Origin of the sequence: Stenotrophomonas africana, from assembly GCF_013004645.1 — a bacterium.
GTDB classification, from domain to species: domain Bacteria; phylum Pseudomonadota; class Gammaproteobacteria; order Xanthomonadales; family Xanthomonadaceae; genus Stenotrophomonas; species Stenotrophomonas africana.
This window is the reverse complement of record NZ_JABEME010000018.1, coordinates 23,607-45,997: the sequence shown is the minus strand read 5'-3', so window position 1 is coordinate 45,997 and position 22,391 is coordinate 23,607. Positions and strand designations below refer to the sequence as shown.

The following is a 22,391-nucleotide window of genomic DNA, read 5'->3' as shown; positions in this document are numbered from 1 at the left end:
CAAAAGCCCGGCCGAAGCCGGGCTTTTGCTTTTCCATCCAGCGGGCTCCCGAAGGAGCCCAACCAGGCGCGGTAAATCAGCGCTTGGAGAACTGGGTGGCGCGGCGGGCCTTGTGCAGACCGACCTTCTTACGCTCGACTTCACGGGCGTCACGGGTCATGAAGCCAGCCTTGCGCAGCTCGGACTTCAGGGTTTCGTCGTACTCGACCAGAGCACGGGCGATGCCCAGACGGATCGCACCGGCCTGGCCGGTGGTGCCGCCGCCAGCGGCGGTGACCAGGATGTCGAAGCTTTCGGTGTTCTTGGTCAGCTCGAGCGGCTGGCGCACGATCATGCGCGCAGTCTCACGACCGAAGAACTCGTCCAGCGGACGGCCATTGACGGTGATGTTGCCCGAACCCTTGCGCAGGAACACGCGAGCGGTGGAGGACTTGCGGCGGCCAGTGCCGTAGTTTTGAGTGATAGCCATGATTAGATATCCAGAACCTGCGGCTGCTGTGCGGCGTGCGGATGCTCAGTGCCGGCGTAGACCTTGAGCTTGCGGTACATCTGGCGACCCAGCGGGCCCTTCGGCAGCATGCCCTTGACGGCGATCTCGATCACGCGCTCCGGGTGGCGCTCCAGCGCCTGTGCCAGGGATTCGGTCTTCAGGTTGCCGATGTAACCGGTGAAACGGTGATACATCTTGTCCTGCAGCTTCTTGCCGGTGACGGCAATCTTTTCTGCATTGATGACGACCAGGTAGTCGCCGGTATCAACGTGCGGGGTGTAGACCGGCTTGTGCTTGCCACGCAGACGGCGGGCCAGCTCGGTGGCGAGACGGCCCAGGGTCTTGCCCTCGGCGTCGACGAGGTACCAGTCGCGCTGGACGGTCTCGTTCTTGGCAGTGAAAGTGCTCATGAAGAACTCTAGGTTAGGTCGGGCTCATTGCGGCGAAAGGCTCGCCGGAACTCTGCCACGCGTTGTGAAAAGGTGAAGCGTAAGAGGCGGGATTGTACTCACCTTGCAGGGCTCGCGCAACCCGCGCCCTGGGCCGGGTTGGCAGGGGCGCGGGGCCGGGCGAGAATCGGGGGTCTTCCGCCCCACCGTGTACCGCCATGACCGTGCCCCGCCAGATCACCCCGCTGGACCAGCTGCTGACCGAGGCGCAGCGCGCCCTGGACACGGTGTTCGGCAACCCGCCGGCGGCCCGCCCCTACCCGGCCGCGGACACGGGTGAGCCGGGCATGGACAGCGCCGAACGCCGTCACGCGGCCGGGCTGATGCGGATCAACCACGTCGGCGAGGTCTGCGCGCAGGGCCTGTACTTCGGCCAGGCCGCCGTGGCCCGCGACCCGGCCACGCGTGAACACCTGCTGGAAGCGGCCCAGGAAGAGACCGACCACCTGGCCTGGTGCGCCACCCGGCTGGGCGAACTGGACAGCCGGCCCAGCCTGTTCAACCCGCTCTGGTATGCCGGCAGCTACACCATCGGCACCCTGGCCGGGCTGCGTGGCGACGGCTGGAACCTGGGCTTCGTGGTCGAGACCGAGCGCCAGGTGGAGGCGCACCTGGACGAGCATCTGGTTGACCTGCCGGCCGGTGACCTGCGCAGCCGCGCGGTCATCGCCGTGATGAAGGACGACGAGGCCCGCCATGCGGAGCACGCCGAACAGGCCGGCGCACGCCGCCTGCCATTCCCGATCCCCGGCGTGATGGCACTGGCCTCCAAGGTGATGAAGACCATCGCCTACCGCATTTGAAGGGTTGCCCGCACCAACGGTGCGGGCCTACCAAGAGGTGCGGCGGGCCCGACCGTTGGTCGGGCCATCAATCAGTTCGGCGAGACCAGCTTCAGGCCAATCACACCCGCCACGATCAGGCCCACGCAGGCCAGGCGGGCCGGCGATGCGCTGTCGTTGAACAGGTAGATGCCCAGCACCGCCACGCCCATGGCGCCGATACCGGTCCAGATCGCGTAGGCCGTGCCGACCGGGATGCTCTTCATCGCCTGGCTCATCAGGTACAGGCTGATCAGCGCGGACACCACCGTGGCAACGGTGGGAAGGGGTTTGCTGAAGCCTTCGGAGTACTTCATTCCGAGGGCGAAACCGATCTCGAACAGGCCGGCCAGCAGCAGGTAGATCCAGGGCATGGGTGGGGGCTCCTTACCTTTTTTGAGAAAAACGAAACGGCCCGGTGTTTTCACACCGGGCCGTGGGTCGGTACATCACCGTGGAACCATGTCGCCTGCGCGACACCAGTTCCACGGGGCGGGTCGTCCCGCCTGGGCGGCGATGCCTGCGGGCATCGCGCATGGGGCTTACTCGGACAGGTTCCGGCCGTGGAACAGCTCTTCGATCTCGCGCTTGAGCAGCGCTTCGATCTTCATGCGTTCCTTGAACGACAGGTTCTTGGCCTTTTCCTCGAACAGGTACTGGTCCAGGTCGAAGTCCTTCAGGTGCATCTTCGTGTGGAAGATGTTCTCCTGGTAGACGTTGACGTCGAACATCTCGTAACGCGACTTGATGTTCTTGGCCAGGAAGTTCTGGATCGAGTTGATCTTGTGATCGATGTAGTGCTTCTTGCCCTTCACATCGCGGGTGAAGCCACGGACGCGGTAGTCCATGATCACGATGTCCGATTCCAGACTCTCGATCAGGTAGTTCAGCGCCTTCAGCGGCGAAATGACGCCACAGGTAGCCACATCGATGTCGGCGCGGAAGGTCGCGATACCTTCCTGCGGGTGCGTTTCCGGATAGGTGTGCACGGTGATGTGCGACTTGTCCATGTGCGCGACCACGGCGTCGGGAATCAGCTCCTTGCCGGCCTGCTTCTTGTCGATCACCGGTTCTTCGGAGATCAGGATGGTCACCGAGGCACCCTGCGGATCGTAGTCCTGGCGGGCCACGTTCAGGATGTTGGCGCCGATGATCTCGGCGACATCGGTCAAGATTTGAGTCAGCCTGTCGGCGTTGTACTCTTCATCGATGTATTCAATGTAACGCTGACGCTCCTCTTCGGTGCGCGCGTAACACACGTCATAGATGTTGAAGCTCAGCGCCTTGGTGAGGTTGTTGAAACCCTGCAGCCTCAGGCGAGGCAACGGCTTGACCACGGCGGTCGATTCCTGTGTGAGAAGAGAAAGGGGGAATTATGGGGCAAACTGTCCCCGGGGGGAACGTGAAGATCGCTCACATCTGGCACACTGTTTGCCCTTAACAATTGCGCTGGTTAAGCTCCGCTATCGACCCCGTGAATCCGTTCATGCGCAGAGGGAGCGCTCCTATCGTGTCAACCGTGCGCCTAGCTAGCAGTCCACTGGCCCTGGATATCGCCACAATCGATCGTTTCCTGGCGCACAGCCACAGGCGGCGATACCCCACCCGTACCGACGTCTTCCGACCCGGTGACCCGGCGGGAACCCTGTATTACGTCATCAGCGGCTCGGTTTCGATCATGGCCGAGGAAGATGACGATCGCGAGCTGGTGCTGGGTTACTTCGGCGCCGGCGAGTTCGTGGGTGAGATGGGTCTGTTCGTCGAATCGGACCGCCGCGAGGTGATCCTGCGGACCCGTACCGCCTGCGAACTGGCCGAAATCAGCTACGAGCGCCTGCATCAGCTGTTCCTCGGCCCGCTGTCGGCCGATGCCCCGCGCCTGCTGTACGCGCTGGGACAGCAGATTTCCAAGCGCCTGCTCGACACCAGCCGCAAGGCCAGCCGCCTGGCATTCCTGGACGTTACCGACCGGATCGTGCGCACCCTGCACGACCTCGCGCAGGAGCCGGAGGCGATGAGCCATCCGCAGGGCAGCCAGCTGCGCGTCTCGCGCCAGGAACTGGCCCGCCTGGTCGGCTGCTCGCGCGAAATGGCCGGCCGCGTTCTGAAGAAGCTGCAGACCGACGGCCTGCTGCACGCCCGCGGCAAGACTGTGGTTTTGTACGGCACCCGTTGACCGTTGACCACCTGGTGGGTGCGGACCTTGGTCCGCACTCCTTCGCGCGCTAGGCTCGGTGCATGGAACTGAGCAGCGAATTCTGGTGGTTCATCCTCATCGGCCTGGGCGCACAGCTGGTTGACGGCGCACTGGGCATGGCCTTCGGCCTGGTCTCCTCGTCGGTGATGCTGAGCATGGGCCTGCCCCCGGCCCAGGTCAGCGCCAGCATCCACACCGCTGAAGTGTTCACCACCGGTGCCTCGGGTGTGTCGCACCTTGCAGCCGGGAATGTCGATAAACGCCTGTTCCTGCGGCTGGCCCTGCCCGGTGCGGTGGGCGGCGCCCTGGGCGCGTACGTGCTCACCCAGATCCCCGGTGACATCATCCGCCCCCTCATTTATCTGTACCTGCTGGTGCTGGCGATCATCATCCTGGCCCGCGCCGCGGGGCGCTGGATGCCCAAGGGCGAGATCCGCCGGGTACCGGTGCTGGGCTTCTTCGCGGGCCTGCTCGACGCCAGCGGCGGTGGCGGCTGGGGGCCGATCGCCACGTCCACCCTGCTCGCCCGTGGCGGCCAGGCGCGTACCACCATCGGTACGGTCAATGCGGCCGAGTTCGTGGTCACGTTGACGGTGTCGGCGACCTTCCTACTGTCGATGGGCGTGCAGCACCTGCAGATCGTCGCCGGACTGCTGATCGGCGGCATGATGGCCGCGCCGGTGGCGGCGATCCTGGTCAAGCGGGTGAAGGAGCGCTGGGTACTGGTGGCCGTTGGTGTGCTGGTGCTGGGCATCAGCGTGTTCCAGATCGGCCACGCGGTGTACGGGCACCTGTACCGCTGAGCGCAAGGACCTGTAGAGCCGAGCCATGCTCGGCTGCTCCTGGCGGGAAAGCAGTCGAGCACGGCTCGACTCTACAAAGGCAGCCGAGCATGGCCCGGCTCTACAACAGGCTCGAATCAGGCCTTGTCGCCGCCACGGTCCACGCAGCCCCAGTTGAGGATGCGGGTGCCGGCCGGCAGCACGCGGCGGAAGAAGTCCACCCTGCCCGGCTTCGGGTTCACCACCACCGGCGCCTTGGCAGCCAGCAGCAGCGGCAGGTCGGCGGTGCTGTCGGAATAGGCGATATCGATGTCGCCGTAGCCGCGCTCGCGCAGCATGCGCATCTTCTCTTCGTTGTGGCAGTGGCGGGTCGGGCCGACGCCGCCCAGCCGTGGGCCGACCTCGGTGCCGATCACCGGCACGTCCTGATGGGCAACGAAGGTCAGGATCGCGCGTGCAAGCTCCGGCGGCGCGCCGGTGGCGACCACCACGCGGTCGCCCTTGGCGCGGTGCGCGGCGAACACCTCCAGCGCCTGCGGCAGCAGCTTGGCACGCATCTGCGCCTCGTTGCGCAGCACATAGGCGTCGATGACCTTGTTGAAATCACGCGCGCGGTGCAGGCCGAAGCTGCCGATCCACACATAGACCGAGATGCCCGCGCGACGGGTCGGCAGCATCGCCACCATCGGCCCGGCGATTGGCGTGACCAGCAGCGCGGCCAGCATGCGCAGCGGGTTGCGCTTGATCAGCGAGGCGAACAGATGGGTGCCCGAATCGCCGTCATAGAGGGTGTGGTCGAAATCGAAGACCACCAGCGGCGCATCATCGCGCGGCGTCGGATAGTGCGTTTTCATGCCGCGAAGAATAGCTGACGCAGGCCCTCGCCCGGTTCTTCCACGCGCATGAAGGCCTCGCCGACCAGGAACGCATGGATGCCGGCGTCGCGCATCAGCGCCACGTCCTGCAGGCCGAGAATGCCGCTCTCGGTCACCAGCAGGCGGTCACGCGGCACCGCCTTCTGCATGTCCAGCGTGGTCTGCAGCGACACCTCGAAGGTGCGCAGGTTGCGGTTGTTGATGCCGATCATCGGCGCCGGCACCTGCAGCGCACGCTCCAGCTCGTCGATGTCGTGCACTTCCACCAGCACGTCCATGCCCAGCGACAGCGCCAGTTCGGACAGGGTGGCCAGCTGGGTGTCGTCCAGCGCGGCGACGATCAGCAGGATGCAGTCGGCGCCCAGCACGCGCGCCTCGTACACCTGGTAGGCGTCGATCACGAAGTCCTTGCGCAGCACCGGCAGCGTGCACGCCTCGCGGGCCTGCTGCAGATAGGCGTCGGCGCCCTGGAAAAAGTCCACGTCGGTCAGCACCGACAGGCAGCTGGCGCCGCCGAACTCGTAGCTGACGGCGATGTCAGCCGGGCGGAAATCCGGGCGGATGACGCCCTTGGAGGGACTGGCCTTCTTCACTTCGGCAATCACCGCCGGATCGCCGTTGGCCACCGCCGCCTGCAGCGCGCGCACGAAGCCACGTACGGGCGGGGCGCTGGCCAGGGCGGCCTGCAGCTCCTCGAGCGGGCGCTGGGCGCGGCGCTGGGCCACTTCTTCGGCCTTGCGGGCCAGGATCGTCTGCAGGATGTCGCTCATCGTCTTCGGTTCGGTGCGGGGGCGGTGAGGACGGCCATTATCGGCCATCGACGGGGTCAGGCTGAACCGCGCGCTCAGGCAACCAGCGCGCGGGTGGTCTCCACATACTGCTGCAGGCGCTGGCGGGCGCTGCCATTGGCGATGGCGGCCCGGGCGCGGGCCAGGCCATCGCCGATGTCGCTGGCCAAGCCGGCCACGTACAGGGCGGCGCCGGCGTTCAGCGCGACGATGTCCAGTGCCGGGCCCGGCTCGTTGTCCAGCACGGCGCGCAGCATCTGGATGGACTGCTCCGGGCTGTCCACGCGCAGGTTGCGGCTGGCCGACATGGCGATGCCGAAGTCTTCCGGGTGGATCTCGTATTCGCGCACCTTGCCGTCGCGCAGCTCGCCCACCAGGGTGCCGGCACCCAGCGAGATCTCATCCATGTTGTCGCGGCCCCAGACGACCATGGCGCGCTCGGTACCCAGCTCGCGCAGCACGCGTGCCTGGATACCCACTAAATCGGGATGGAACACACCCATCAGTACTGACGGCGCGCTGGCCGGATTGGTCAGCGGACCGAGGATGTTGAAGATGGTGCGCACGCCCATCTCGCGGCGGACCGGCGCGACGACCTTCATCGACGGATGATGGATCGGCGCAAACATGAAGCCGATACCGGTCTGCTCGATGGCAGCAGCCACCTGGGCCGGCTGCAGCTCGATGGCCGCACCCAGTGCTTCGACCGCATCGGCGCTGCCGGACTTGGACGACACGCTGCGGTTGCCGTGCTTGGCCACGCGCGCACCGGCTGCGGCCGCCACGAACATCGCGCAGGTGGAGATGTTGAAGGTATGCGAGCCATCGCCACCGGTACCGACGATGTCGACCAGGTGGGTGCTGTCGGCCACCGGCACCGCCAGCGCGAATTCGCGCATGACCGTGGCCGCGGCCGCGATCTCGTCGATGGTTTCCTTCTTCACGCGCAGGCCGGTGAGGATGGCGGCGGTCATCATCGGCGACACGTCGCCGCGCATGATCTGCCGCATCAGGTCGACCATTTCATCGAAGAAGATTTCGCGATGCTCGATGGTGCGTTGCAGGGCTTCCTGGGGGGAGAAGCTCATCGGAATACTCCTTGGATCAGGCAGCCGGGCGCTGCAGGAAATTGCGCAGCAGCGCGTGGCCATGCTCGGTGAGGATGGATTCGGGGTGGAACTGCACGCCTTCCACCGGGAACTGGCGGTGGCGCAGGCCCATGATCTCTTCGATCGAGCCATCCTCGTTCTCGGTCCATGCGGTCACTTCCAGCGCGTCGGGCAGGCTGTGCTTGTCCACCACCAGCGAGTGGTAGCGGGTGGCCTGGTAACGGTCCGGCAGGCCGGCGAACACGCCCTTGCCTTCATGGCGGATGGGCGAGGTCTTGCCGTGCATGATGTTGCCGGCACGGATGACGGTGCCGCCGTAGACCTGGCCGATGCCCTGGTGACCCAGGCACACGCCGAGGATCGGCGTGGTCGGCCCCAGGCGCTGGATCAGTTCCAGCGACACGCCCGCCTCGTTGGGCGTGCACGGGCCGGGCGAAATGACGATGCGCTCGGGCTTCTGCGCGGCGATCTCGTCCACGCTCATCGCATCGTTGCGCACCACCTTGACCTCGGCGCCCAGCGTCTGCAGGTACTGCACGAGGTTGTAGGTGAAGCTGTCGTAGTTGTCGATCATCCACAACATGGTCAGGTTCCGTCGCTTATCAGGAAAATGGCGTACACGTTTTCGGTGTAGGTGATGGGGCCGGCTTCAATGGATTCGGGCTCAGCGGGCGCGGGCGCGGAGGCGGGCGCGTAGCTGCCGGTCACCGAGATCCTGTCGAGGTCCCCGCCGTCCTCGCCCTGCTGCGGCCATTGCCCGGCCCGGATGCCGTAGGCGAAGTCCGGCGCCACGTCGGAAATGCTGTACAGGCCGCGCAGCCGGGTGCCGTAGGCCTTGGCCAGGCCCTGCGCGGACTGGCGGGTCTGGGCCGCCGCCTCGCCCTTGAGTTCGCGGCGCAGCGCCACTTCGCCCGAATAGGTCGGCGCCAGGCTGCTCACCTGTACGTTCTCGTTGGCCTTCAATGCCCCCAGCACATCCTGCATCGCCTTCACGCTGGCGAAGCTGGCACGCAGCTGGCGCGATACGCGGGTACCGATGAAGACCTGCCGGTTCTGCTCATAGCGCGTGGCCGGGCCGATCCGCAGGTTGTCCGCGCGCACGCTGCCTTCCACCGCCTTGTGCTGCTTGAACAGTGCCAGCACGCGGGCAACGTTGTCCTGCACGCGGCGGCGCGCGGCGTCGGCGTCCATGTCGGTCTCTTCGATGTTCAACTGCAGGCCGAACCGGTCCGGCATCACCGTGCGGCTGCCCTGCCCCTTCACCAGCAGGTGCGGCTGCGAGGGAATGGTATTGGCCTGCGCCCACGCAGACGGCGCCATCGTGGCCAGCAGTGACGACCACAGCAATGCGCTCAGCAGCTTCATGCGGTACTCCTTGTCTTGGATGGGAACAGCGGACGGTGCCACGGCGCAGGCCACGGCACGGGGAGGATCACAGGCCCTTGGCGGCCTGGGCGACGGCGCGGAACAACGCGCGGCCCTTGTTCATCGTCTCGTCCCATTCCTTGTCCGGGTCCGAGTCGTAGACGATGCCGGCACCGGCCTGCACGTACAGGCGGCCGTCCTTGATCACCGCGGTGCGGATCGCGATCGCGGTATCGGCGTCGCCGTGCCAGCCGATGTAACCGATGCTGCCGGCGTAGACGTTGCGCTTGATCGGTTCCAGCTCGCGGATCACTTCCAGCGCGCGGATCTTCGGCGCGCCGCTGACGGTACCTGCCGGGAACGTGGCACGCAGCACGTCGGCATAGCTCAGGCCCGGCTGCAGCTGCCCGGTCACTTCGCTGACGATGTGCATGACGTGGCTGTAGCGCTCGATCACGAACTGCTCGCCCACTTCCACGGTGCCGGCCTTCGAGACACGGCCGGCATCGTTGCGGCCGAGGTCGATCAGCATCAGGTGCTCGGCGCGCTCCTTCGGATCGGCCAGCAGCTCGGCTTCCAGCGCCAGGTCCTGCTCGACGGTTGCACCGCGCGGGCGGGTACCGGCGATCGGGCGCACGGTCACTTCGCCATCCTGCAGGCGCACCAGGATTTCCGGCGACGAACCGACCACCTGCAGGTCGCCCACATCCAGGAAATACATGTACGGCGACGGGTTCAGTGCACGCAGCGCGCGGTACACATCCACCGGGCGCGCCTTGAACGGCACGCTCAGGCGCTGGCTCAGCACCACCTGGAAGATGTCGCCGGCGCGGATGTACTCCTTGCTGCGCTGGACCGCATCGACGAAGCCTTCGCGGGTGAAGCCGGAGACGAAATCGGACTCGTCCAGCACGTCGCTGTTGAGCGGTGCGGGATAACCGGCGCCCGGTGCGCGCAGCTTGGCCGTCAGTGCATCCAGGCGCGCCTGCGCCTGCTCGAAGGCACCCTCGACCCGCGGGTCGGCGTGCACGATCAGGTACAGGCGGCCCTTGAGGTTGTCGAACACCGCCAGCTCGTTGGAGTCCAGCAGCAGGATGTCCGGCGTGCCCAGCTCATCGCGGCCGGCCGGCGGGGCCAGGCGCGGTTCGATGTAGCCGATGCACTCGAAACCGAACCAGCCGACCAGGCCACCGGTGAAGCCCGGCAGGCCTTCCAGTTTCGGCACCGAGTGGGCGCTGCGCAGCGCCTCGACCTCGGCGAACGGGTCGGCCACCTCGCGGGTTTCCACCACCTGGCCATCCTCGCGCACGGTCAGGGTGTGGCCGTGGAAGGCATACACGCGGCGCGCCGGCAGGCCGATGATCGAGTAACGACCAAAGCGCTCGCCGCCTTCGACGGATTCAAACAGGTAGGTATTGGGGCCGTCGGCGAGCTTCAGATAGACCGAAAGAGGCGTGTCCAGGTCGGACAGCACTTCACGGACGACGGGAATATGGGTGTGGCCTTCAGCGGCCTGCTGCTGAAACTGAGCGTGCGAGTTCAAGACGACTTTCCTTCCGGGACACAGCGTTATGGGGGCGGACGACGGCAACGGGCCACCATCGCCACCAACGGCGTGCGGAAGAAAGGGTATGCGGGGTCGTCAGGCTGGACACCCCTTGACTGTATCGCAGGATCGGCGGGAGGGGAACCCTGGGAAACTGAACCACGGGACGGGCGGGGCCAGCCACGGGAACCGACGACGCGGACCGGTAGAGTCGACTGTTAGTCGACTTGCGCGCGTAGCGCGGGGTTTTACGCCGTCGGAACGAAAAGCAGTCGACTAACAGTCGACTCTACCTCCCCTTCCCAGCCAGCAACGGGCAACCGGCCGGCAGGTGCATGCGTACCCGGCCCGGTACGCACTCGATCCGGAACCGCTGGGCCTGCACAGGTTCACCGTCGAGGTTGAGCGTCAACGGGCGCTCGGACTCCACCTGCAGCCACGGCAGCCGCGCGCGCGTTGCCAACTGTTCCAGCGCGGCCTGGGTGCCGGACTTCAGCATCTGGCCGAGCGTGGCCGTGACTTCACCCTCCAGCTCCGGAAGCACGGTCACATCCAGCAGCCCATCATCGATCAGCGCCTGCGGACACAGTTGCTGGCCGCCACCGGCCTGGCGACCGTTGCCGATGCCGAGCGCGATGAAATCGCCTTCCCACGCGAAATCCGGGCCCGACAGGCACGCGTGGATCGGCTCGATCCGCCCCAGCTTGGCGATGCCGGTGATCACGTAGGCCAGCCCGCCCAGCATCTTCTTCAAGCCGGCATCGGTCTCCACCGTCACCTGTGTGCCGAAACCACCGCTGGCAAGATTGGCGCACCACCATTGGGTGCCATCGGCGTCCACGCGCAGAAGATCGATCGCATGCGGCGTCGCCTGCCCGATCAAGGCGAAGGCCTCCTTCGGCTCGGTGGGAATGCCGGCGGCCGTGGCGAAGTCGTTGGCGGTCCCCATCGGAATCAGTGCCAGTGATGGCAGCGCATCCGCTGGTTCCTCACGGTGCGCCAGGGTCTCGGCCACCGCACTGAGCGTGCCATCGCCACCGGCGGCCACGATCACGTCCACACCATGATCGATCGCCTCGGCCACGTAGCGTTCGGCGTCGCCGTCCTCCCACGTCACCCGCACTTCCAGTTGCACGCCCTGCCCGCGCCAATGGCTGACGGCGTCGCGCAACTCATCGTTGCCAGCGGATTTGCCGTTGAGAATCAGGCGCCAGCGCGGGGTGGTCATGCAGAGCTTCCAAAGAGGGGGGCGGCACAGGCTAGCAATGCGCTGTTTGTCCACAGTGAATGTCACGCAGGTGTCATTCAGCTACCGGAGAATGGAAGGCCATAGCAGGGACGACGGATGGAGGCAGGATCAGCCTCCCACGCATGCAGCAAGGCCACGCCAGTGTTTGGCGTGGCTTTTTTTTGCCCGATTCCAGGGGGAACAGATCCGCGGGGCATCACCTCGGGAACTCTGCCGGGGTGCCGCTATTGGCTCTGGAAGTGCCGTCTCTGTACCCGTAAGGTCCGCGTTTCCCCTGTTCTCACAAGCGCACCATGGAAAAGCACGCATTCTGGACGCTGATCGAGGAAGCCCGCTCTGTCGCTGAAGATTCTAGCAATATCGCCGGGCACCTTGCCGAAAGTCTTCTTAGCTACAGCCCCGAACAGATTCTGCGTTGGCACGGAATTCTCGATTGCTATCACTCCCTCTCTCGAAAGAACAAATTGTGGGCAGCGGCATACGTCATCAACGGCGGGTGCAGCGATGATGGATTCGAGTACTTTCGAGGCTGGCTGATTGCGCAGGGGAAGGAGACGTTCCTGAGGGCACTGCAGGATCCTGACAGTCTGGCCGGAGTGGATGTGGAAGCCGACGAGGCTGAAGACGAAGAGATCCTGTCGGCCGGTATGACGGCATATTTTCAGCGGATGGGGCTGCAGGAGCCCGACTACGATGCATTCGACGCGGCTTTCGCCCCTTATGCATTGAGTGAGACCGATGTCGCCCAGCTTCAGGCAGACCTCCGGTATGCACCTGACATCGATAATGTCTGGGACGAAGCGTCGCTGGAGACCGTGCTTCCGAGGCTGACAGCTCGGTTCTATTGAAAGCTCATCTCCGCCGGTCGTGTCCACGCATGGCGGGGATCTGCCGAGGTCGCGGGCAGTGCGAACCAAGGTTCGCACCCACCCACCTGGGGTTTGCCCCCACGAGCCTCAACCGTTGGCGAAATCGTGCAGCGCCTGGCCCTCCAGCCGGTACACGGTCCACTCATCCTGCGGTTTCGCGCCGGCGGCGGTGTAGAACTCGATGGCCGGGGTATTCCAGTCCAGCACCGACCATTCGAAACGACCGCAGCCCTCGGCCACGGCCTGGCGTGCGATGTACTTCAGCAGTGCCTTGCCGGCGCCGGCGCCGCGCTTTTCCTGGCTGACATACAGGTCTTCCAGGTAGATGCCCTTTCGGCCCAGCCAGGTCGAGTAGTTATAGAAATACACGGCGTAGCCGATGGCCTCGCCGTCGGCTTCGCAGATCAGCGCGCGTGCAGTGGCATCGGGACCAAACAGGCTCTCGGCGATGCCGATCTCATCGGTCTGCACCGAATGCTCGGCCTTCTCGTAGATCGCCAGCTCGCGGATGAAATACAGGATCAGGCCAGCATCGGCCTCGGTGGCCGGACGGATGTTCAACAGTGCCATGCGCAGATAAAGGGGACGGAGGGAATTAAACGAGATTAATCCCCTCCGTCCCCTTTTTGTCAGCGTGCCGCGGCGACGTTCGCACGCATCTGCGCGATCACGTCCTGGTAGCTGGTCTTGGCGTTGAAGATGGCCGAGCCGGCGACAAAGGTGTCGGCACCGGCAGCCGCGATCTCGCCGATGTTGTCGGCCTTCACGCCGCCGTCGATCTCCAGGCGGATGTCCTTGCCGCTGGCATCGATCATCTTGCGCACCACCTTCAGCTTGTCCAGCGCCGAGGGGATGAAGGCCTGGCCACCAAAGCCCGGGTTGACCGACATCAGCAGCACCAGGTCCAGGTCGTCGAGCACCCAGTCGAGGATATCCACCGGGGTAGCCGGGTTCAGCACGATGCCCGGCTTGCAGCCCAGCGAGCGGATCAGCTGGATGGTGCGGTGCACGTGGCGGCTGGCCTCCGGGTGGAAGCTGATGTAGGTGGCACCGGCCTCGGCGAAGTCCGGGATGATGCGGTCCACCGGCTCGACCATCAGGTGCACGTCGATCGGGGCGGTGACGCCGTGCTTGCGCAGCGCCTGGCAGACCATCGGGCCGATGGTCAGGTTCGGCACGTAGTGGTTGTCCATCACGTCGAAGTGGACCCAGTCCGCGCCGGCGGCGAGGACGTTGTCGACTTCCTCGCCGAGGCGGGCGAAGTTGGCGGACAGGATGGAGGGGGCAATGAGGCAGTGGGACATGGCCGGGCCTTGCAACGAGGGGAAAAAGGTCAGCGCTTGCGCAGGGTCTTGATGCGGTCGTAGGCGGCATTGATCCGCCGCGACTTCTGCTCGGCCTGCTGCTGCAGCTCGGGGGCGGCGCCGCCAAGCTTGTCGGGGTGGTACTGCGAGATCAGCTTGCGGTAGGCGCGCTCGACCTCGGCATCGGTAGCCTCGGAGGTCAGCCCCAGCTCCCGGTACGGGTTCTCCTTGTTCAGGCGGAACCAGTCCGAGTCAAAGGCATGGCCGATCAGCAGGCCGACCACTGCACCAAACAGCGGATTGGGCCGGAACAGCAGGGCGCCGGCGATGAATCCGAGCAGTTTTCCGTACCAGCGCATGGCGCTCCGGGGTCGACCGACGAAATGGACGCTCATTTTACGTCACAGCGGGCCCGGACGGCTTTACACTAGGCCGCCCGCTGGTCAGCGGGCCCGCCGGGTCCGTTGGGCAGCCGTATCGACAACGCCCCAGGAGTGCCCGTGCCAACCACGCTGTTGCAATCCGATCTCCCCGGCCTGCCCTTGCGCCACCGCGGCAAGGTGCGTGATGTGTTCGATATCCCGCGCGAGCGTCTGCCCGCAGGGACCCCGCCGGGCGACTACCTGCTGATGGTCGCCACCGATCGCCTGTCGGCGTTCGACGTGGTGCTGCCTGACCCGATTCCGGGCAAGGGCGAGATGCTCTGCCAGGTCTCCAACTTCTGGTTCGCCAAGACCGCGCACCTGATGCCCAACCACCTGACCGGCATCGACGTGGCCAGCGTGCTGCCCGAAGGCGTGGACCCAGCCCTGTACGCCAAGCGTGCGGTGGTCACCCGCAAGCTGAAGCCGGTGCCGGTGGAAGCGATCGCCCGCGGCTACCTGATCGGCAGCGGCTGGAAGGACTACCAGCGCACCGGCAAGGTCAGCGGCATTGACCTGCCCGATGGCCTGCGCCAGGCCGAGCAGTTGCCGGAGCCGATCTTCACCCCCTCGACCAAGGCCGCCGTCGGCGACCATGACGAGAACATCGATTTCGATGCGATGGTGAAGCAGGTCGGTGCGGAACTGGCCGAGCGCGTGCGCGACGCCACCCTGCGCATCTACAAGTTCGCGGCCGATTACGCCCGCGAGCGCGGCATCATCCTGGCCGATACCAAGTTCGAGTTCGGTACCGACGCCGATGGCCGCCTGTACATCATGGACGAGATGCTGACGCCGGATTCCTCCCGTTACTGGCCGGCCGACGAGTACGAAGTGGGCACCAGCCCGCCGAGCTACGACAAGCAGTTCGTGCGCGATTACCTGGAGACGCTGGACTGGGGCAAGACCGCCCCGGGCCCGAACATCCCGGCCGAGATCATCGAGCGCACCCGCGCCAAGTACGCCGAGGCGCTGCAGCGCCTGGCCGGGATCAGCGTCGACTGATCCCCCTGCCCCCGTCCGGAAGGGCGGGGGCGTATTGAAGGCGCGACCGCCGACGGCGGTGCGTCTGCTGGGATGCGGTCGACTGCGTAGAGTCGACTGTTAGTCGACTGCTCTTCGTTCCCACAGCGAAAATTCCCGCGCTGCGCGCGATAGTCGACTAACAGTCGACTCTACCCCGGTCGGCCCCGCCCCATCGGTCCCACCCGGTGCGCCCCACCCGTCGGCCCCATCCATCGGGCCGACCCGGTGCGCCCCACCCCGTCGCCCCTCACCGCCCGGCCCCGGCGGAGTATGCTGGCCGCATGCAGACATCCACCGAGCTTGCGCGGCCGATCGACCGCTATTTCGCCAGCTACTCCGACGACCACCGCAATGTGATCAACCAGCGCATCCACGTGGTGGCGGTTCCGGCGATCCTGTGGTCGGTGGTGGCCCTGCTGTGGTGCCTGCCGCCGCTGATCACCTGGTTCCAGTACGGCATCTGGTCGGCGTTCGCGATGTTCAGCGCCTGGTGCTTCTACAACAAGCTGTCGCGCCCGCTGGGCATCGGCATGCTCATCCAGTTCTTCGTATTCGGCTGCCTGTGCCGCCTGCTGGAGGCCGAGATCGGCCTGCACAACCTGTTCTGGTTGGCGGTGGCCGTGTTCGTGGTGGCCTGGATCGCGCAGTTCATCGGACACAAGTTCGAGGGCCGCAAGCCCAGCTTCCTGACCGACCTGACCTACCTGCTGATCGGCCCGGCCTGGGTGATGGCCAAGTTCTACCGCAAGCTCGACTGGCGCTACTGACCTGCCCAGGGTCGACGACGCCCATCGTTTCCTGAACGGGCGGATTCCGTCACCCACACTCCACGGCGGCCCTGCCAGCCTGCGCCGGTGACTCGCTCCCCACGTCCCGCCCGCCGACGGCAGCCCCTGTGGGACAGGGCCTGCGGTCCGCCTGCGTGGGCGTAGGGGTGTCCCCCGAGGGCAACCGGGAGGGACTGCAGGAACGCGATGCTGCACCGCAGAAAAAATGAATCAGCGAACGTTACATGCAATTGATCGCTGTTCGATGGGTTTCGGCGACATTTCGCGGCCTGTTATCCTCCCTGACCTGCTCGTGAATCATGGATTCCCTGCATGCTCCCCAGCCTGCCCCTGCTGCTGGCCCTGCCGTTCCTGATGGCAGCGGCTGTTGCGGCCTTCCCCCGTAGTTCGCGCTCGGCTGCTGCCTGGCTGGCGGCGCTGGCGCCGTTGGGTGGGCTGGCCATCCTCGGCTGGCTGACCCCGTCCGTACTCGACGGTCAGGTGGTGCGGACGATGGTCCCTTGGCTGCCGCAGATCGGGCTGGACTTCACCCTGCGCCTGGACGGGCTGGCGTGGATGTTCGCCGGGCTGGTGCTGGGCATCGGCGCGCTGGTGGTGCTGTACGCGCGCTACTACCTGAGCCAGCAGGACAACGCGCACCGCTTCTACTGCTACCTGCTGCTGTTCATGGGCGCCATGCTGGGCATGGTGCTGTCGGGCAACCTGCTGTTGCTGATGATCTTCTGGGAAATGACCAGCATCAGCTCGTTCCTGCTGATCGGTTTCTGGTCGCACCGCCAGGACGCCCGTGAAGGCGCGCGCATGGCGCTGGTGATCACCGGCGGCGGCGGCCTGGCACTGCTCGGTGGCGTGCTGCTGATCGGCCGCATCGTCGGCAGCTTCGACCTGGACGTGGTGCTGGCCGCCGGCGAGCAGATCCGCGCCAGCGCGCTGTACCCGTACGCACTGTTTCTGGTGTTGGCCGGCATCTTCACCAAAAGCGCGCAGTTCCCGTTCCACTTCTGGCTGCCGCACGCGATGGCCGCGCCGACCCCGGTCTCGGCCTACCTGCACTCGGCCACCATGGTGAAGGCCGGCGTGTTCCTGCTGGCGCGCCTGCATCCGGCGCTGGCCGGCAGCGACCTGTTCTTCTACACGGTCAGCGGCATCGGCGCGCTGACCCTGCTGATCGGCGCCTGGAACGCAATCTTCCAGCACGACCTGAAAGGCCTGCTGGCCTACTCGACCATTTCCCATCTGGGCCTGATCACCCTGCTGTTCGGCCTGTCCACGCCGATGGCGGTGGTGGCTGGTGTGTTCCACATCCTCAACCACGCCACCTTCAAGGCTTCGCTGTTCATGGCCGCCGGCATCATCGACCACGAGACCGGCACCCGTGACATGCGCAAGCTGGGCGGCCTGCGCAGGCTGATGCCGTTCACCAGCGCACTGGCGATCATCGCTTCGCTGGCGATGGCCGGCATCCCTCTGCTCAACGGCTTCCTGTCCAAGGAAATGCTGTTTGCCGAGGCGATCACGGCCGGGGGCCCGGGGATCATGCGCACGGCGGTGTCGATCGCCGCGTTGCTGGCTGGCGTATTCGGGGTGGCCTACAGCCTGCGCTTCGTGCACGACACCTTCTTTGGCCCCGGCCCGCACGACCTGGACCGCGTGCCCCACGAACCACCGCGCTGGATGAAGGTGCCGGTGGAACTGCTGGTGGTGATCTGCGTGGCGGTGGGCGTGGCACCCGCACTGACCGTGGCGCCGGTGCTGCATGCCGCTGCGGCGTCGATCCTCGGCAGCGCCATGCCCGAGTACAGCCTGGCGGTATGGCACGGCTTCAACCTGCCGCTGGCGATGAGCGCCATCGGCGTGGTCGGCGGCGTGGCGCTGTACTTCGGCCTGCGCAAACTGATCAACCTGCACGCGGTGACCAACGTCAGCACTGGCCGCAACGTGTTCCACGCGCAGCTGGACGCGATCTCCGCGCTGGCCATGCGCCTGACCAACGGCATCGCCAACGGCAGCCTGCAGCGCATGCTGCTGGGTCTGGTGCTGGTGGCTATCGTGGTCGCGGCCGCGCCTTTCGTGGCCAATCCGGCCTCGCCGAACTGGACCGCGCCACAGCCGATCCCGCTGCTGGGCTGGGTGCTGTGGCTGGTGATGATGGCCTGCGCCGTTGCCACCCTGCGCATCTACAAGCAGCGCCTGCTGGCGGTACTGCTGGTGGGCGGCGTCGGCCTGATGGTGGCGCTGACCTTCGTGTTCCTGTCCGCACCCGACCTGGCCCTGACCCAGCTGCTGGTGGAAATGGTGACCCTGGTGCTGATGCTGCTGGGCATGAACTACCTGCCCGCGCAATCCGGGCCCGAGCGGCCGCGCTGGCGCAAGCGCCGCGATGCAGTGATCGCGATCATCGCCGGCGCCGGCATGGGTGCGCTGGCCTATTCCGCGATGACGCTGCCGCCCAACACCATGGCCGGCGAGATGCTCGCCCGTGCCCTGCCCGAAGCGTATGGGCAGAACGTGGTCAACGTGATCCTGGTCGACTTCCGCGGCTTCGATACTTTCGGCGAGATCACCGTGTTCGGTATCGCCGCGCTGGTGGTGCATGCCCTGCTGCGGCGCACGCGGATGGCGCCGGAGCAGATCATGCCCGGCCCGCCGATCAAGCTGCCGGTGCCGGCCGACCTGGCGCAGATCATGTTCCCGCTGACGCTGACCGTGTCGATCTTCCTGTTCCTGCGCGGCCACAACGCGCCGGGCGGTGGCTTCATCGCCGGCCTGGTGCTTGCGGTGCCGCTGCTGATCCAGTATGTGATCCAGGGCACCGCGTCGGTGGAATCGCGCTTCGGCTTCGACTACATCCGCTGCATCGGCATGGGCCTGCTGATCGCCCTGCTCAGCGGCAGTGCCTCGATGCTGTTCGGCGTGCCGTTCCTCACCAGCGGCCACCTCGACCTGCACCTGCCGCTGATCGGCGACGTGCCGTTGGCCAGCGCGATTGGTTTTGACATCGGCGTGTATCTGGTGGTGTTCGGCGGCGCCATGCTGATGCTGTCGATGATGGGCACGATCAAGCCGTCGCGTACCCGCACTGCCCGCAAGGGTGAGATCGACCTGCAACGCCGTTCGGCCCGCACCGGGGAGATGCACTGATGGAACTGGCCCTGGCGACCGCGATCGGCGTGCTGACCGCCATCGGCATCTACCTGCTGCTGCGTGCGCGCAGCTTCGATGTGATCCTCGGCATGACCTTCCTGTCCTACGCCACCAACCTGCTGATCTTCGCCGGTGGCCGCGTGGTGCTGGGCAAAGCGCCGGTGCTGCAGGAAGGTGTGGACAGCCACCTGGGCAACTACACCGACCCGCTGCCGCAGGCGCTGGTGTTGACCGCGATCGTGATCGCCTTCGCGATGACCGCGGTGAGCATCGTGCTGGCCATGCGCAGCCGCAGCGACAACCACAGCGACCATGTGGACGCCCACGAGCCGGATGACGACCTGCAGGATGAGCGCGTGCCGCCACGCCAGGGCGAGGACCGCGCATGAACCACCTGGTGATCCTGCCGATCCTGATTCCGCTGCTGGGTGCTGCACTGTCGCTGTTCGTCGAACACCGCCGCTATGGCCCCAAGGTGCAGCGCGCGGTGGCCTGGACTGCGCTGTCGGCGCTGGCGCTGGCGGTGGGCCTGCTGTTTGCCACCACCGCCAGTGGTGAGATCAACGTCTACCTGCTCGGAGACTGGCCGTCGCGGCTGGGCATCGCGCTGGTGGCCGACCGGCTGTCGGCGTGGATGCTGCTGACCACCCTGCTGCTGGCCATTCCCTGCCTGCTGCACGCCTGCTCGGGCTGGGACCGCCGCGCTCCGCACTTCCATGCACTGTTCCAGTTCCAGCTGGTCGGCCTCAACGGCGCGTTCCTGACCGGCGACATCTTCAACCTGTTCGTGTTCTTCGAGGTGATGCTGATCGCCTCCTACGGCCTGCTGCTCAGCGGTGGCCGCGGCCTGCGCATGCGCATCGGCCTGCACTACGTGGTGTTCAACGTCACCGCCTCGACCCTGTTCCTGATCGCGCTGGGCCTGCTGTACGCCACGCTGGGTTCGCTGAACATGGCCGAGTTGTCGCAGCGCATCGCCGAGGTGCCGCCGGCGCAGCTGACCCTGGTGAAGGCGACGATGGGCCTGTTGCTGCTGGTGTTCTGCGCCAAGGCCGCGCTGATGCCGCTGTACCTGTGGCTGCCGGAAGCGTATTCGCGCGCACCGGCCGCCGTGGCCGCGCTGTTCGCGATCATGACCAAGGTCGGCCTGTACTCGGTGCTGCGCATCCAGATGCTGTGGTTCGGCGACGACGCCGGCGCGATGGCCGGCTATGGCCGCGACTGGCTGCTGTGGGCCGGCGTGGCAACGCTGGTGCTGGGTGGCCTTGGCGCATTGGCCGCGACCCGCCTGCGCGTGTTGATCTCGTACCTGGTGATCGTGTCGGCAGCCACGCTGTTCATCGCGTTCTCGGTGGGCACGCCGCGGCTGCTCTCCGCCGGCCTGTACTACCTGCCGCACAGCAGCTTCGTCGCTGCCGCGCTGTTCCTGATCGCCGACCTGATCCGCCGCCGTCGCGGCGGCGCCAGCGACCGCAAGGAAGTGGTCGCGCCGATGCCGGGCAAGGAAACGCCGGCGGTGCTGTTCCTGATCGGCGCGGTGTCGGTGGCCGGCCTGCCGCCGCTGTCGGGCTTCCTGGCCAAGGCCGCGCTGCTGGCCGGCATGCCGGCGCAGTACACCGCCCCGGTCTGGACCGCCGTGCTGGTCAGCAGCCTGCTGGTGATCATGGGCCTGACCCGCGGCGGCATCCGCCTGTTCTGGCGCGTGCCGCCGGTCGATCCGGAAGCACCGAAGCCGCGCAAGGCCCGCCTGCGCCGGGTCGAGCTTTACGCGGCCTGCCTTCTGCTGGCCTACGGCATCGGCATGACCCTGGCCGCAGCACCGCTGATGCGCTACACCGACGCCACCGCCGCACAGCTGCTGCAACCCAGCGAATACGTGCAGCAGCTGCGTGCGACCACGCCGGAGATCCGCCAGCCATGACTGCCCAGCGCTCCCTGTTCCGTCGCCTGATTCCCTCGCCGATGCTCAGCATCATGGTGGTGGCGTTCTGGCTGCTGATGTCCGACAGCTTCACCCTCGGCCAGATCGTGCTGGGGCTGCTGCTGGGCCTAGTGGTGCCGCTGTTCGCCGCACGCCTGGACCGCGAATTCGCCCGCATCGGCACCCTGCGCCCATTGCCGAAACTGCTGTGCGTGACCCTGTGGGACATCCTGATGTCCAACATCCGCGTTGCCCTGCAGGTACTGGGCCCGGAGAAGAACATCCACCCGGGTTTCATCTGGCTGCCGCTGGACATCGCCAACATCCACGGCATCGCCGCGCTGACCAGCATGATCACCCTGACCCCGGGCACGGTCTCGGCCGCGCTCAGCGACGACCGCAAGTTCCTGCTGGTGCACGTGCTGCACCTGGAGGACCCACAGGACCTGATCGATACGATCAAGCGCCGTTACGAGGCGCCGTTGATGGAGATCTTCCCATGACCGGTTTTGAAGTCATCCAGACCACCCTGGTGGTGTGCATGCACGTGGTCGGCCTGGCGATGCTGCTGGCCACCTGGCGCCTGCTGCGCGGGCCGACCGTGCCCGACCGCATTCTCGCGCTGGACACGCTGTCGGTGACCGCAATCGCCGAGCTCATGCTGTTTGGCATGTACCTCAACTCGCCGATCTACTTCGAGGCGGCGCTGATCATCGCCATGCTCGGCTTCGGCAGCACTGTGGTGCTGAGCAAGTTCGTGCTGCGCCGGGACATCGTCGAATGATTACCGCGATCCAGATCGGCCTGTCGATCCTGCTGCTGTTCGGCTGCTTCTTCATCCTGGTCGGCGCACTGGGCCTGGTGAAGCTGTCCACGTTCTTCAAGCGCCTGCACGCACCGACCAAGGCCAGCACGCTGGGCGTGGGCTGCGTGCTGGTGTGCTCGGTCTGCTACCACATCTTCCTCGGCCAGGACCCGCAGCCACGCGAGCTGCTGATCACCGTGTTCCTGTTCATCACCGCGCCGATCAGCGCACACATGATGGCCAAGGCCGCGCTGTCGCTGCTGATGGAGACCCGCCCCACCCTGCCGGGTAACGAACGTGCCGCCGAGGAGCAGCTGCCGCCGCCGGAGCCGGTGCGGGAAGAAGAAACCACGCAGAACCGATAATTCCGGTAGAGGCCGACCTTGGTCGGCGCTTTTTCCCCGAGTGCCAACCAAGGTTGGCCCACCGGGTGACCGGTGG

The 22,391-nt window shown here is 66.2% G+C and carries 26 protein-coding genes; 12 read left to right on the top strand and 14 right to left on the bottom strand.

What is annotated here, in order from left to right:
* Positions 1 to 76 precede the first annotated feature (76 nt).
* Positions 77 to 469 (bottom strand): 30S ribosomal protein S9, encoded by a 393-nt coding sequence (rpsI, locus tag HLA98_RS19840; RefSeq protein ID WP_005411311.1) that lies wholly within the window; start codon positions 467 to 469, stop codon positions 77 to 79.
* 2 nt (positions 470 to 471) lie between these two features.
* Positions 472 to 900 carry a 50S ribosomal protein L13 gene (rplM, locus tag HLA98_RS19835; protein ID WP_005414692.1) on the bottom strand — a complete coding sequence of 143 codons (429 nt, stop codon included), beginning with the start codon at positions 898 to 900 and terminating at the stop codon, positions 472 to 474.
* Between the two features lie 197 nt (positions 901 to 1,097).
* Between rplM and coq7 the strand changes: the two genes are divergently transcribed.
* The gene (gene coq7 / locus HLA98_RS19830) at positions 1,098 to 1,742 is read left to right on the top strand and encodes a 2-polyprenyl-3-methyl-6-methoxy-1,4-benzoquinone monooxygenase (RefSeq protein ID WP_057501072.1); all 645 of its coding nucleotides are present in this window, start codon (positions 1,098 to 1,100) and stop codon (positions 1,740 to 1,742) included.
* Positions 1,743 to 1,813: 71 nt separating this feature from the next.
* On the opposite strand, the gene HLA98_RS19825 is transcribed toward coq7, so the two are convergent.
* Both HLA98_RS19825 and speD read right to left on the bottom strand, forming a co-directional pair.
* A complete protein-coding gene (locus tag HLA98_RS19825; protein WP_005419816.1) occupies positions 1,814 to 2,134 on the bottom strand; it encodes a DMT family transporter in 321 nt (106 codons plus the stop codon).
* A 168-nt stretch (positions 2,135 to 2,302) separates the two neighbouring features.
* Positions 2,303 to 3,097 carry an adenosylmethionine decarboxylase gene (gene speD / locus HLA98_RS19820; protein ID WP_014648662.1) on the bottom strand — a complete coding sequence of 265 codons (795 nt, stop codon included), beginning with the start codon at positions 3,095 to 3,097 and terminating at the stop codon, positions 2,303 to 2,305.
* 149 nt (positions 3,098 to 3,246) lie between these two features.
* Here speD and crp point away from each other — a divergent pair, with 149 nt between their 5' ends.
* Both crp and HLA98_RS19810 read left to right on the top strand, forming a co-directional pair.
* Positions 3,247 to 3,936 (top strand): cAMP-activated global transcriptional regulator CRP, encoded by a 690-nt coding sequence (gene crp, locus HLA98_RS19815; protein WP_010482649.1) that lies wholly within the window; start codon positions 3,247 to 3,249, stop codon positions 3,934 to 3,936.
* 62 nt (positions 3,937 to 3,998) lie between these two features.
* Positions 3,999 to 4,760, top strand: coding sequence for a sulfite exporter TauE/SafE family protein (locus tag HLA98_RS19810; RefSeq protein ID WP_057501073.1), 762 nt, complete (start codon positions 3,999 to 4,001; stop codon positions 4,758 to 4,760).
* A 116-nt stretch (positions 4,761 to 4,876) separates the two neighbouring features.
* On the opposite strand, the gene HLA98_RS19805 is transcribed toward HLA98_RS19810, so the two are convergent.
* From HLA98_RS19805 to yegS, 7 genes are all read right to left on the bottom strand, one after another.
* Positions 4,877 to 5,593 carry a haloacid dehalogenase-like hydrolase gene (locus HLA98_RS19805; RefSeq protein ID WP_057501074.1) on the bottom strand — a complete coding sequence of 239 codons (717 nt, stop codon included), beginning with the start codon at positions 5,591 to 5,593 and terminating at the stop codon, positions 4,877 to 4,879.
* Positions 5,590 to 6,384, bottom strand: a complete 795-nt coding sequence (gene trpC, locus HLA98_RS19800; RefSeq protein WP_057501075.1) for an indole-3-glycerol phosphate synthase TrpC — start codon at positions 6,382 to 6,384, stop codon at positions 5,590 to 5,592. The genes HLA98_RS19805 and trpC overlap by 4 nt, the downstream gene beginning before the upstream one ends.
* 74 nt (positions 6,385 to 6,458) lie before the next feature.
* Entirely contained in the window at positions 6,459 to 7,490 is a 1,032-nt protein-coding gene (gene trpD / locus HLA98_RS19795; protein WP_057501076.1) for an anthranilate phosphoribosyltransferase, read from the bottom strand.
* Positions 7,491 to 7,506: 16 nt separating this feature from the next.
* Positions 7,507 to 8,094, bottom strand: a complete 588-nt coding sequence (locus tag HLA98_RS19790; protein WP_049448425.1) for an anthranilate synthase component II — start codon at positions 8,092 to 8,094, stop codon at positions 7,507 to 7,509.
* Positions 8,095 to 8,096: 2 nt separating this feature from the next.
* Positions 8,097 to 8,876 carry an SIMPL domain-containing protein gene (locus HLA98_RS19785; protein WP_057501077.1) on the bottom strand — a complete coding sequence of 260 codons (780 nt, stop codon included), beginning with the start codon at positions 8,874 to 8,876 and terminating at the stop codon, positions 8,097 to 8,099.
* Between the two features lie 67 nt (positions 8,877 to 8,943).
* Positions 8,944 to 10,419 carry an anthranilate synthase component I gene (gene trpE, locus HLA98_RS19780; RefSeq protein WP_019338578.1) on the bottom strand — a complete coding sequence of 492 codons (1,476 nt, stop codon included), beginning with the start codon at positions 10,417 to 10,419 and terminating at the stop codon, positions 8,944 to 8,946.
* Between the two features lie 292 nt (positions 10,420 to 10,711).
* Positions 10,712 to 11,650 carry a lipid kinase YegS gene (gene yegS, locus HLA98_RS19775; RefSeq protein ID WP_057501554.1) on the bottom strand — a complete coding sequence of 313 codons (939 nt, stop codon included), beginning with the start codon at positions 11,648 to 11,650 and terminating at the stop codon, positions 10,712 to 10,714.
* Positions 11,651 to 11,964: 314 nt separating this feature from the next.
* On the opposite strand from yegS, the gene HLA98_RS19770 reads away from it, so the two are divergent.
* A complete protein-coding gene (locus HLA98_RS19770; RefSeq protein WP_057501553.1) occupies positions 11,965 to 12,519 on the top strand; it encodes a DUF4240 domain-containing protein in 555 nt (184 codons plus the stop codon).
* Between the two features lie 108 nt (positions 12,520 to 12,627).
* On the opposite strand, the gene HLA98_RS19765 is transcribed toward HLA98_RS19770, so the two are convergent.
* The 3 genes from HLA98_RS19765 to HLA98_RS19755 are packed head-to-tail and all read right to left on the bottom strand — an operon-like array spanning position 12,628 to position 14,203.
* Complete coding sequence (locus HLA98_RS19765) at positions 12,628 to 13,110, bottom strand: GNAT family N-acetyltransferase (RefSeq protein ID WP_057501552.1); 483 nt, start codon at positions 13,108 to 13,110, stop codon at positions 12,628 to 12,630.
* A 59-nt stretch (positions 13,111 to 13,169) separates the two neighbouring features.
* Complete coding sequence (rpe, locus tag HLA98_RS19760; protein ID WP_005414702.1) at positions 13,170 to 13,844, bottom strand: ribulose-phosphate 3-epimerase; 675 nt, start codon at positions 13,842 to 13,844, stop codon at positions 13,170 to 13,172.
* 29 nt (positions 13,845 to 13,873) lie between these two features.
* Positions 13,874 to 14,203, bottom strand: a complete 330-nt coding sequence (locus HLA98_RS19755) for a J domain-containing protein (protein ID WP_005411327.1) — start codon at positions 14,201 to 14,203, stop codon at positions 13,874 to 13,876.
* 141 nt (positions 14,204 to 14,344) lie between these two features.
* On the opposite strand from HLA98_RS19755, the gene HLA98_RS19750 reads away from it, so the two are divergent.
* The 8 genes from HLA98_RS19750 to HLA98_RS19715 all read left to right on the top strand — a co-directional run bounded on the left by HLA98_RS19750 (position 14,345) and on the right by HLA98_RS19715 (position 22,315).
* Positions 14,345 to 15,271 carry a phosphoribosylaminoimidazolesuccinocarboxamide synthase gene (locus HLA98_RS19750; RefSeq protein WP_057501551.1) on the top strand — a complete coding sequence of 309 codons (927 nt, stop codon included), beginning with the start codon at positions 14,345 to 14,347 and terminating at the stop codon, positions 15,269 to 15,271.
* Positions 15,272 to 15,573: 302 nt separating this feature from the next.
* Entirely contained in the window at positions 15,574 to 16,059 is a 486-nt protein-coding gene (locus HLA98_RS19745) for an Mpo1 family 2-hydroxy fatty acid dioxygenase (RefSeq protein WP_057499849.1), read from the top strand.
* Positions 16,060 to 16,392: 333 nt separating this feature from the next.
* Positions 16,393 to 19,221, top strand: a complete 2,829-nt coding sequence (locus tag HLA98_RS19740; RefSeq protein WP_129550623.1) for a monovalent cation/H+ antiporter subunit A — start codon at positions 16,393 to 16,395, stop codon at positions 19,219 to 19,221.
* Complete coding sequence (locus tag HLA98_RS19735; RefSeq protein WP_005419863.1) at positions 19,221 to 19,613, top strand: Na+/H+ antiporter subunit C; 393 nt, start codon at positions 19,221 to 19,223, stop codon at positions 19,611 to 19,613. The genes HLA98_RS19740 and HLA98_RS19735 overlap by 1 nt, the downstream gene beginning before the upstream one ends.
* Positions 19,610 to 21,145 (top strand): monovalent cation/H+ antiporter subunit D, encoded by a 1,536-nt coding sequence (locus tag HLA98_RS19730; protein WP_057501373.1) that lies wholly within the window; start codon positions 19,610 to 19,612, stop codon positions 21,143 to 21,145. The genes HLA98_RS19735 and HLA98_RS19730 overlap by 4 nt, the downstream gene beginning before the upstream one ends.
* Positions 21,142 to 21,648 carry a Na+/H+ antiporter subunit E gene (locus tag HLA98_RS19725; RefSeq protein ID WP_049448446.1) on the top strand — a complete coding sequence of 169 codons (507 nt, stop codon included), beginning with the start codon at positions 21,142 to 21,144 and terminating at the stop codon, positions 21,646 to 21,648. Before HLA98_RS19730 ends, HLA98_RS19725 begins: the two co-directional genes overlap by 4 nt.
* Positions 21,645 to 21,929: a K+/H+ antiporter subunit F gene (locus HLA98_RS19720; protein WP_005411334.1), complete on the top strand. Its 285-nt coding sequence runs from the start codon at positions 21,645 to 21,647 to the stop codon at positions 21,927 to 21,929. The genes HLA98_RS19725 and HLA98_RS19720 overlap by 4 nt, the downstream gene beginning before the upstream one ends.
* On the top strand, positions 21,926 to 22,315 hold the full coding sequence (locus HLA98_RS19715) for a Na+/H+ antiporter subunit G (protein ID WP_012481450.1): 390 nt from the start codon (positions 21,926 to 21,928) through the stop codon (positions 22,313 to 22,315). The genes HLA98_RS19720 and HLA98_RS19715 overlap by 4 nt, the downstream gene beginning before the upstream one ends.
* The last annotated feature ends 76 nt before the right edge of the window (positions 22,316 to 22,391 follow it).

Excerpts from the sequence above, each read along its gene's own strand:
- HLA98_RS19755 (WP_005411327.1), bottom strand. The coding sequence starts at position 14,203 with ATGCGCTGGTACGGAAAACTGCTCGGATTCATCGCCGGCGCCCTGCTG.
- HLA98_RS19740 (WP_129550623.1), top strand. The coding sequence starts at position 16,393 with ATGCTCCCCAGCCTGCCCCTGCTGCTGGCCCTGCCGTTCCTGATGGCA.
- HLA98_RS19730 (WP_057501373.1), top strand. The coding sequence starts at position 19,610 with ATGAACCACCTGGTGATCCTGCCGATCCTGATTCCGCTGCTGGGTGCT.
- HLA98_RS19785 (WP_057501077.1), bottom strand. The coding sequence starts at position 8,876 with ATGAAGCTGCTGAGCGCATTGCTGTGGTCGTCACTGCTGGCCACGATG.
- HLA98_RS19805 (WP_057501074.1), bottom strand. The coding sequence starts at position 5,593 with ATGAAAACGCACTATCCGACGCCGCGCGATGATGCGCCGCTGGTGGTC.
- coq7 (WP_057501072.1), top strand. The coding sequence starts at position 1,098 with ATGACCGTGCCCCGCCAGATCACCCCGCTGGACCAGCTGCTGACCGAG.
- HLA98_RS19745 (WP_057499849.1), top strand. The coding sequence starts at position 15,574 with ATGCAGACATCCACCGAGCTTGCGCGGCCGATCGACCGCTATTTCGCC.
- rpsI (WP_005411311.1), bottom strand. The coding sequence starts at position 469 with ATGGCTATCACTCAAAACTACGGCACTGGCCGCCGCAAGTCCTCCACC.
- rpe (WP_005414702.1), bottom strand. The coding sequence starts at position 13,844 with ATGTCCCACTGCCTCATTGCCCCCTCCATCCTGTCCGCCAACTTCGCC.
- HLA98_RS19770 (WP_057501553.1), top strand. The coding sequence starts at position 11,965 with ATGGAAAAGCACGCATTCTGGACGCTGATCGAGGAAGCCCGCTCTGTC.
- trpD (WP_057501076.1), bottom strand. The coding sequence starts at position 7,490 with ATGAGCTTCTCCCCCCAGGAAGCCCTGCAACGCACCATCGAGCATCGC.
- HLA98_RS19810 (WP_057501073.1), top strand. The coding sequence starts at position 3,999 with ATGGAACTGAGCAGCGAATTCTGGTGGTTCATCCTCATCGGCCTGGGC.
- HLA98_RS19715 (WP_012481450.1), top strand. The coding sequence starts at position 21,926 with ATGATTACCGCGATCCAGATCGGCCTGTCGATCCTGCTGCTGTTCGGC.
- HLA98_RS19735 (WP_005419863.1), top strand. The coding sequence starts at position 19,221 with ATGGAACTGGCCCTGGCGACCGCGATCGGCGTGCTGACCGCCATCGGC.
- trpC (WP_057501075.1), bottom strand. The coding sequence starts at position 6,384 with ATGAGCGACATCCTGCAGACGATCCTGGCCCGCAAGGCCGAAGAAGTG.
- rplM (WP_005414692.1), bottom strand. The coding sequence starts at position 900 with ATGAGCACTTTCACTGCCAAGAACGAGACCGTCCAGCGCGACTGGTAC.
- HLA98_RS19720 (WP_005411334.1), top strand. The coding sequence starts at position 21,645 with ATGACCGGTTTTGAAGTCATCCAGACCACCCTGGTGGTGTGCATGCAC.
- HLA98_RS19765 (WP_057501552.1), bottom strand. The coding sequence starts at position 13,110 with ATGGCACTGTTGAACATCCGTCCGGCCACCGAGGCCGATGCTGGCCTG.
- yegS (WP_057501554.1), bottom strand. The coding sequence starts at position 11,650 with ATGACCACCCCGCGCTGGCGCCTGATTCTCAACGGCAAATCCGCTGGC.
- HLA98_RS19790 (WP_049448425.1), bottom strand. The coding sequence starts at position 8,094 with ATGTTGTGGATGATCGACAACTACGACAGCTTCACCTACAACCTCGTG.
- HLA98_RS19725 (WP_049448446.1), top strand. The coding sequence starts at position 21,142 with ATGACTGCCCAGCGCTCCCTGTTCCGTCGCCTGATTCCCTCGCCGATG.
- crp (WP_010482649.1), top strand. The coding sequence starts at position 3,247 with ATGCGCAGAGGGAGCGCTCCTATCGTGTCAACCGTGCGCCTAGCTAGC.
- HLA98_RS19825 (WP_005419816.1), bottom strand. The coding sequence starts at position 2,134 with ATGCCCTGGATCTACCTGCTGCTGGCCGGCCTGTTCGAGATCGGTTTC.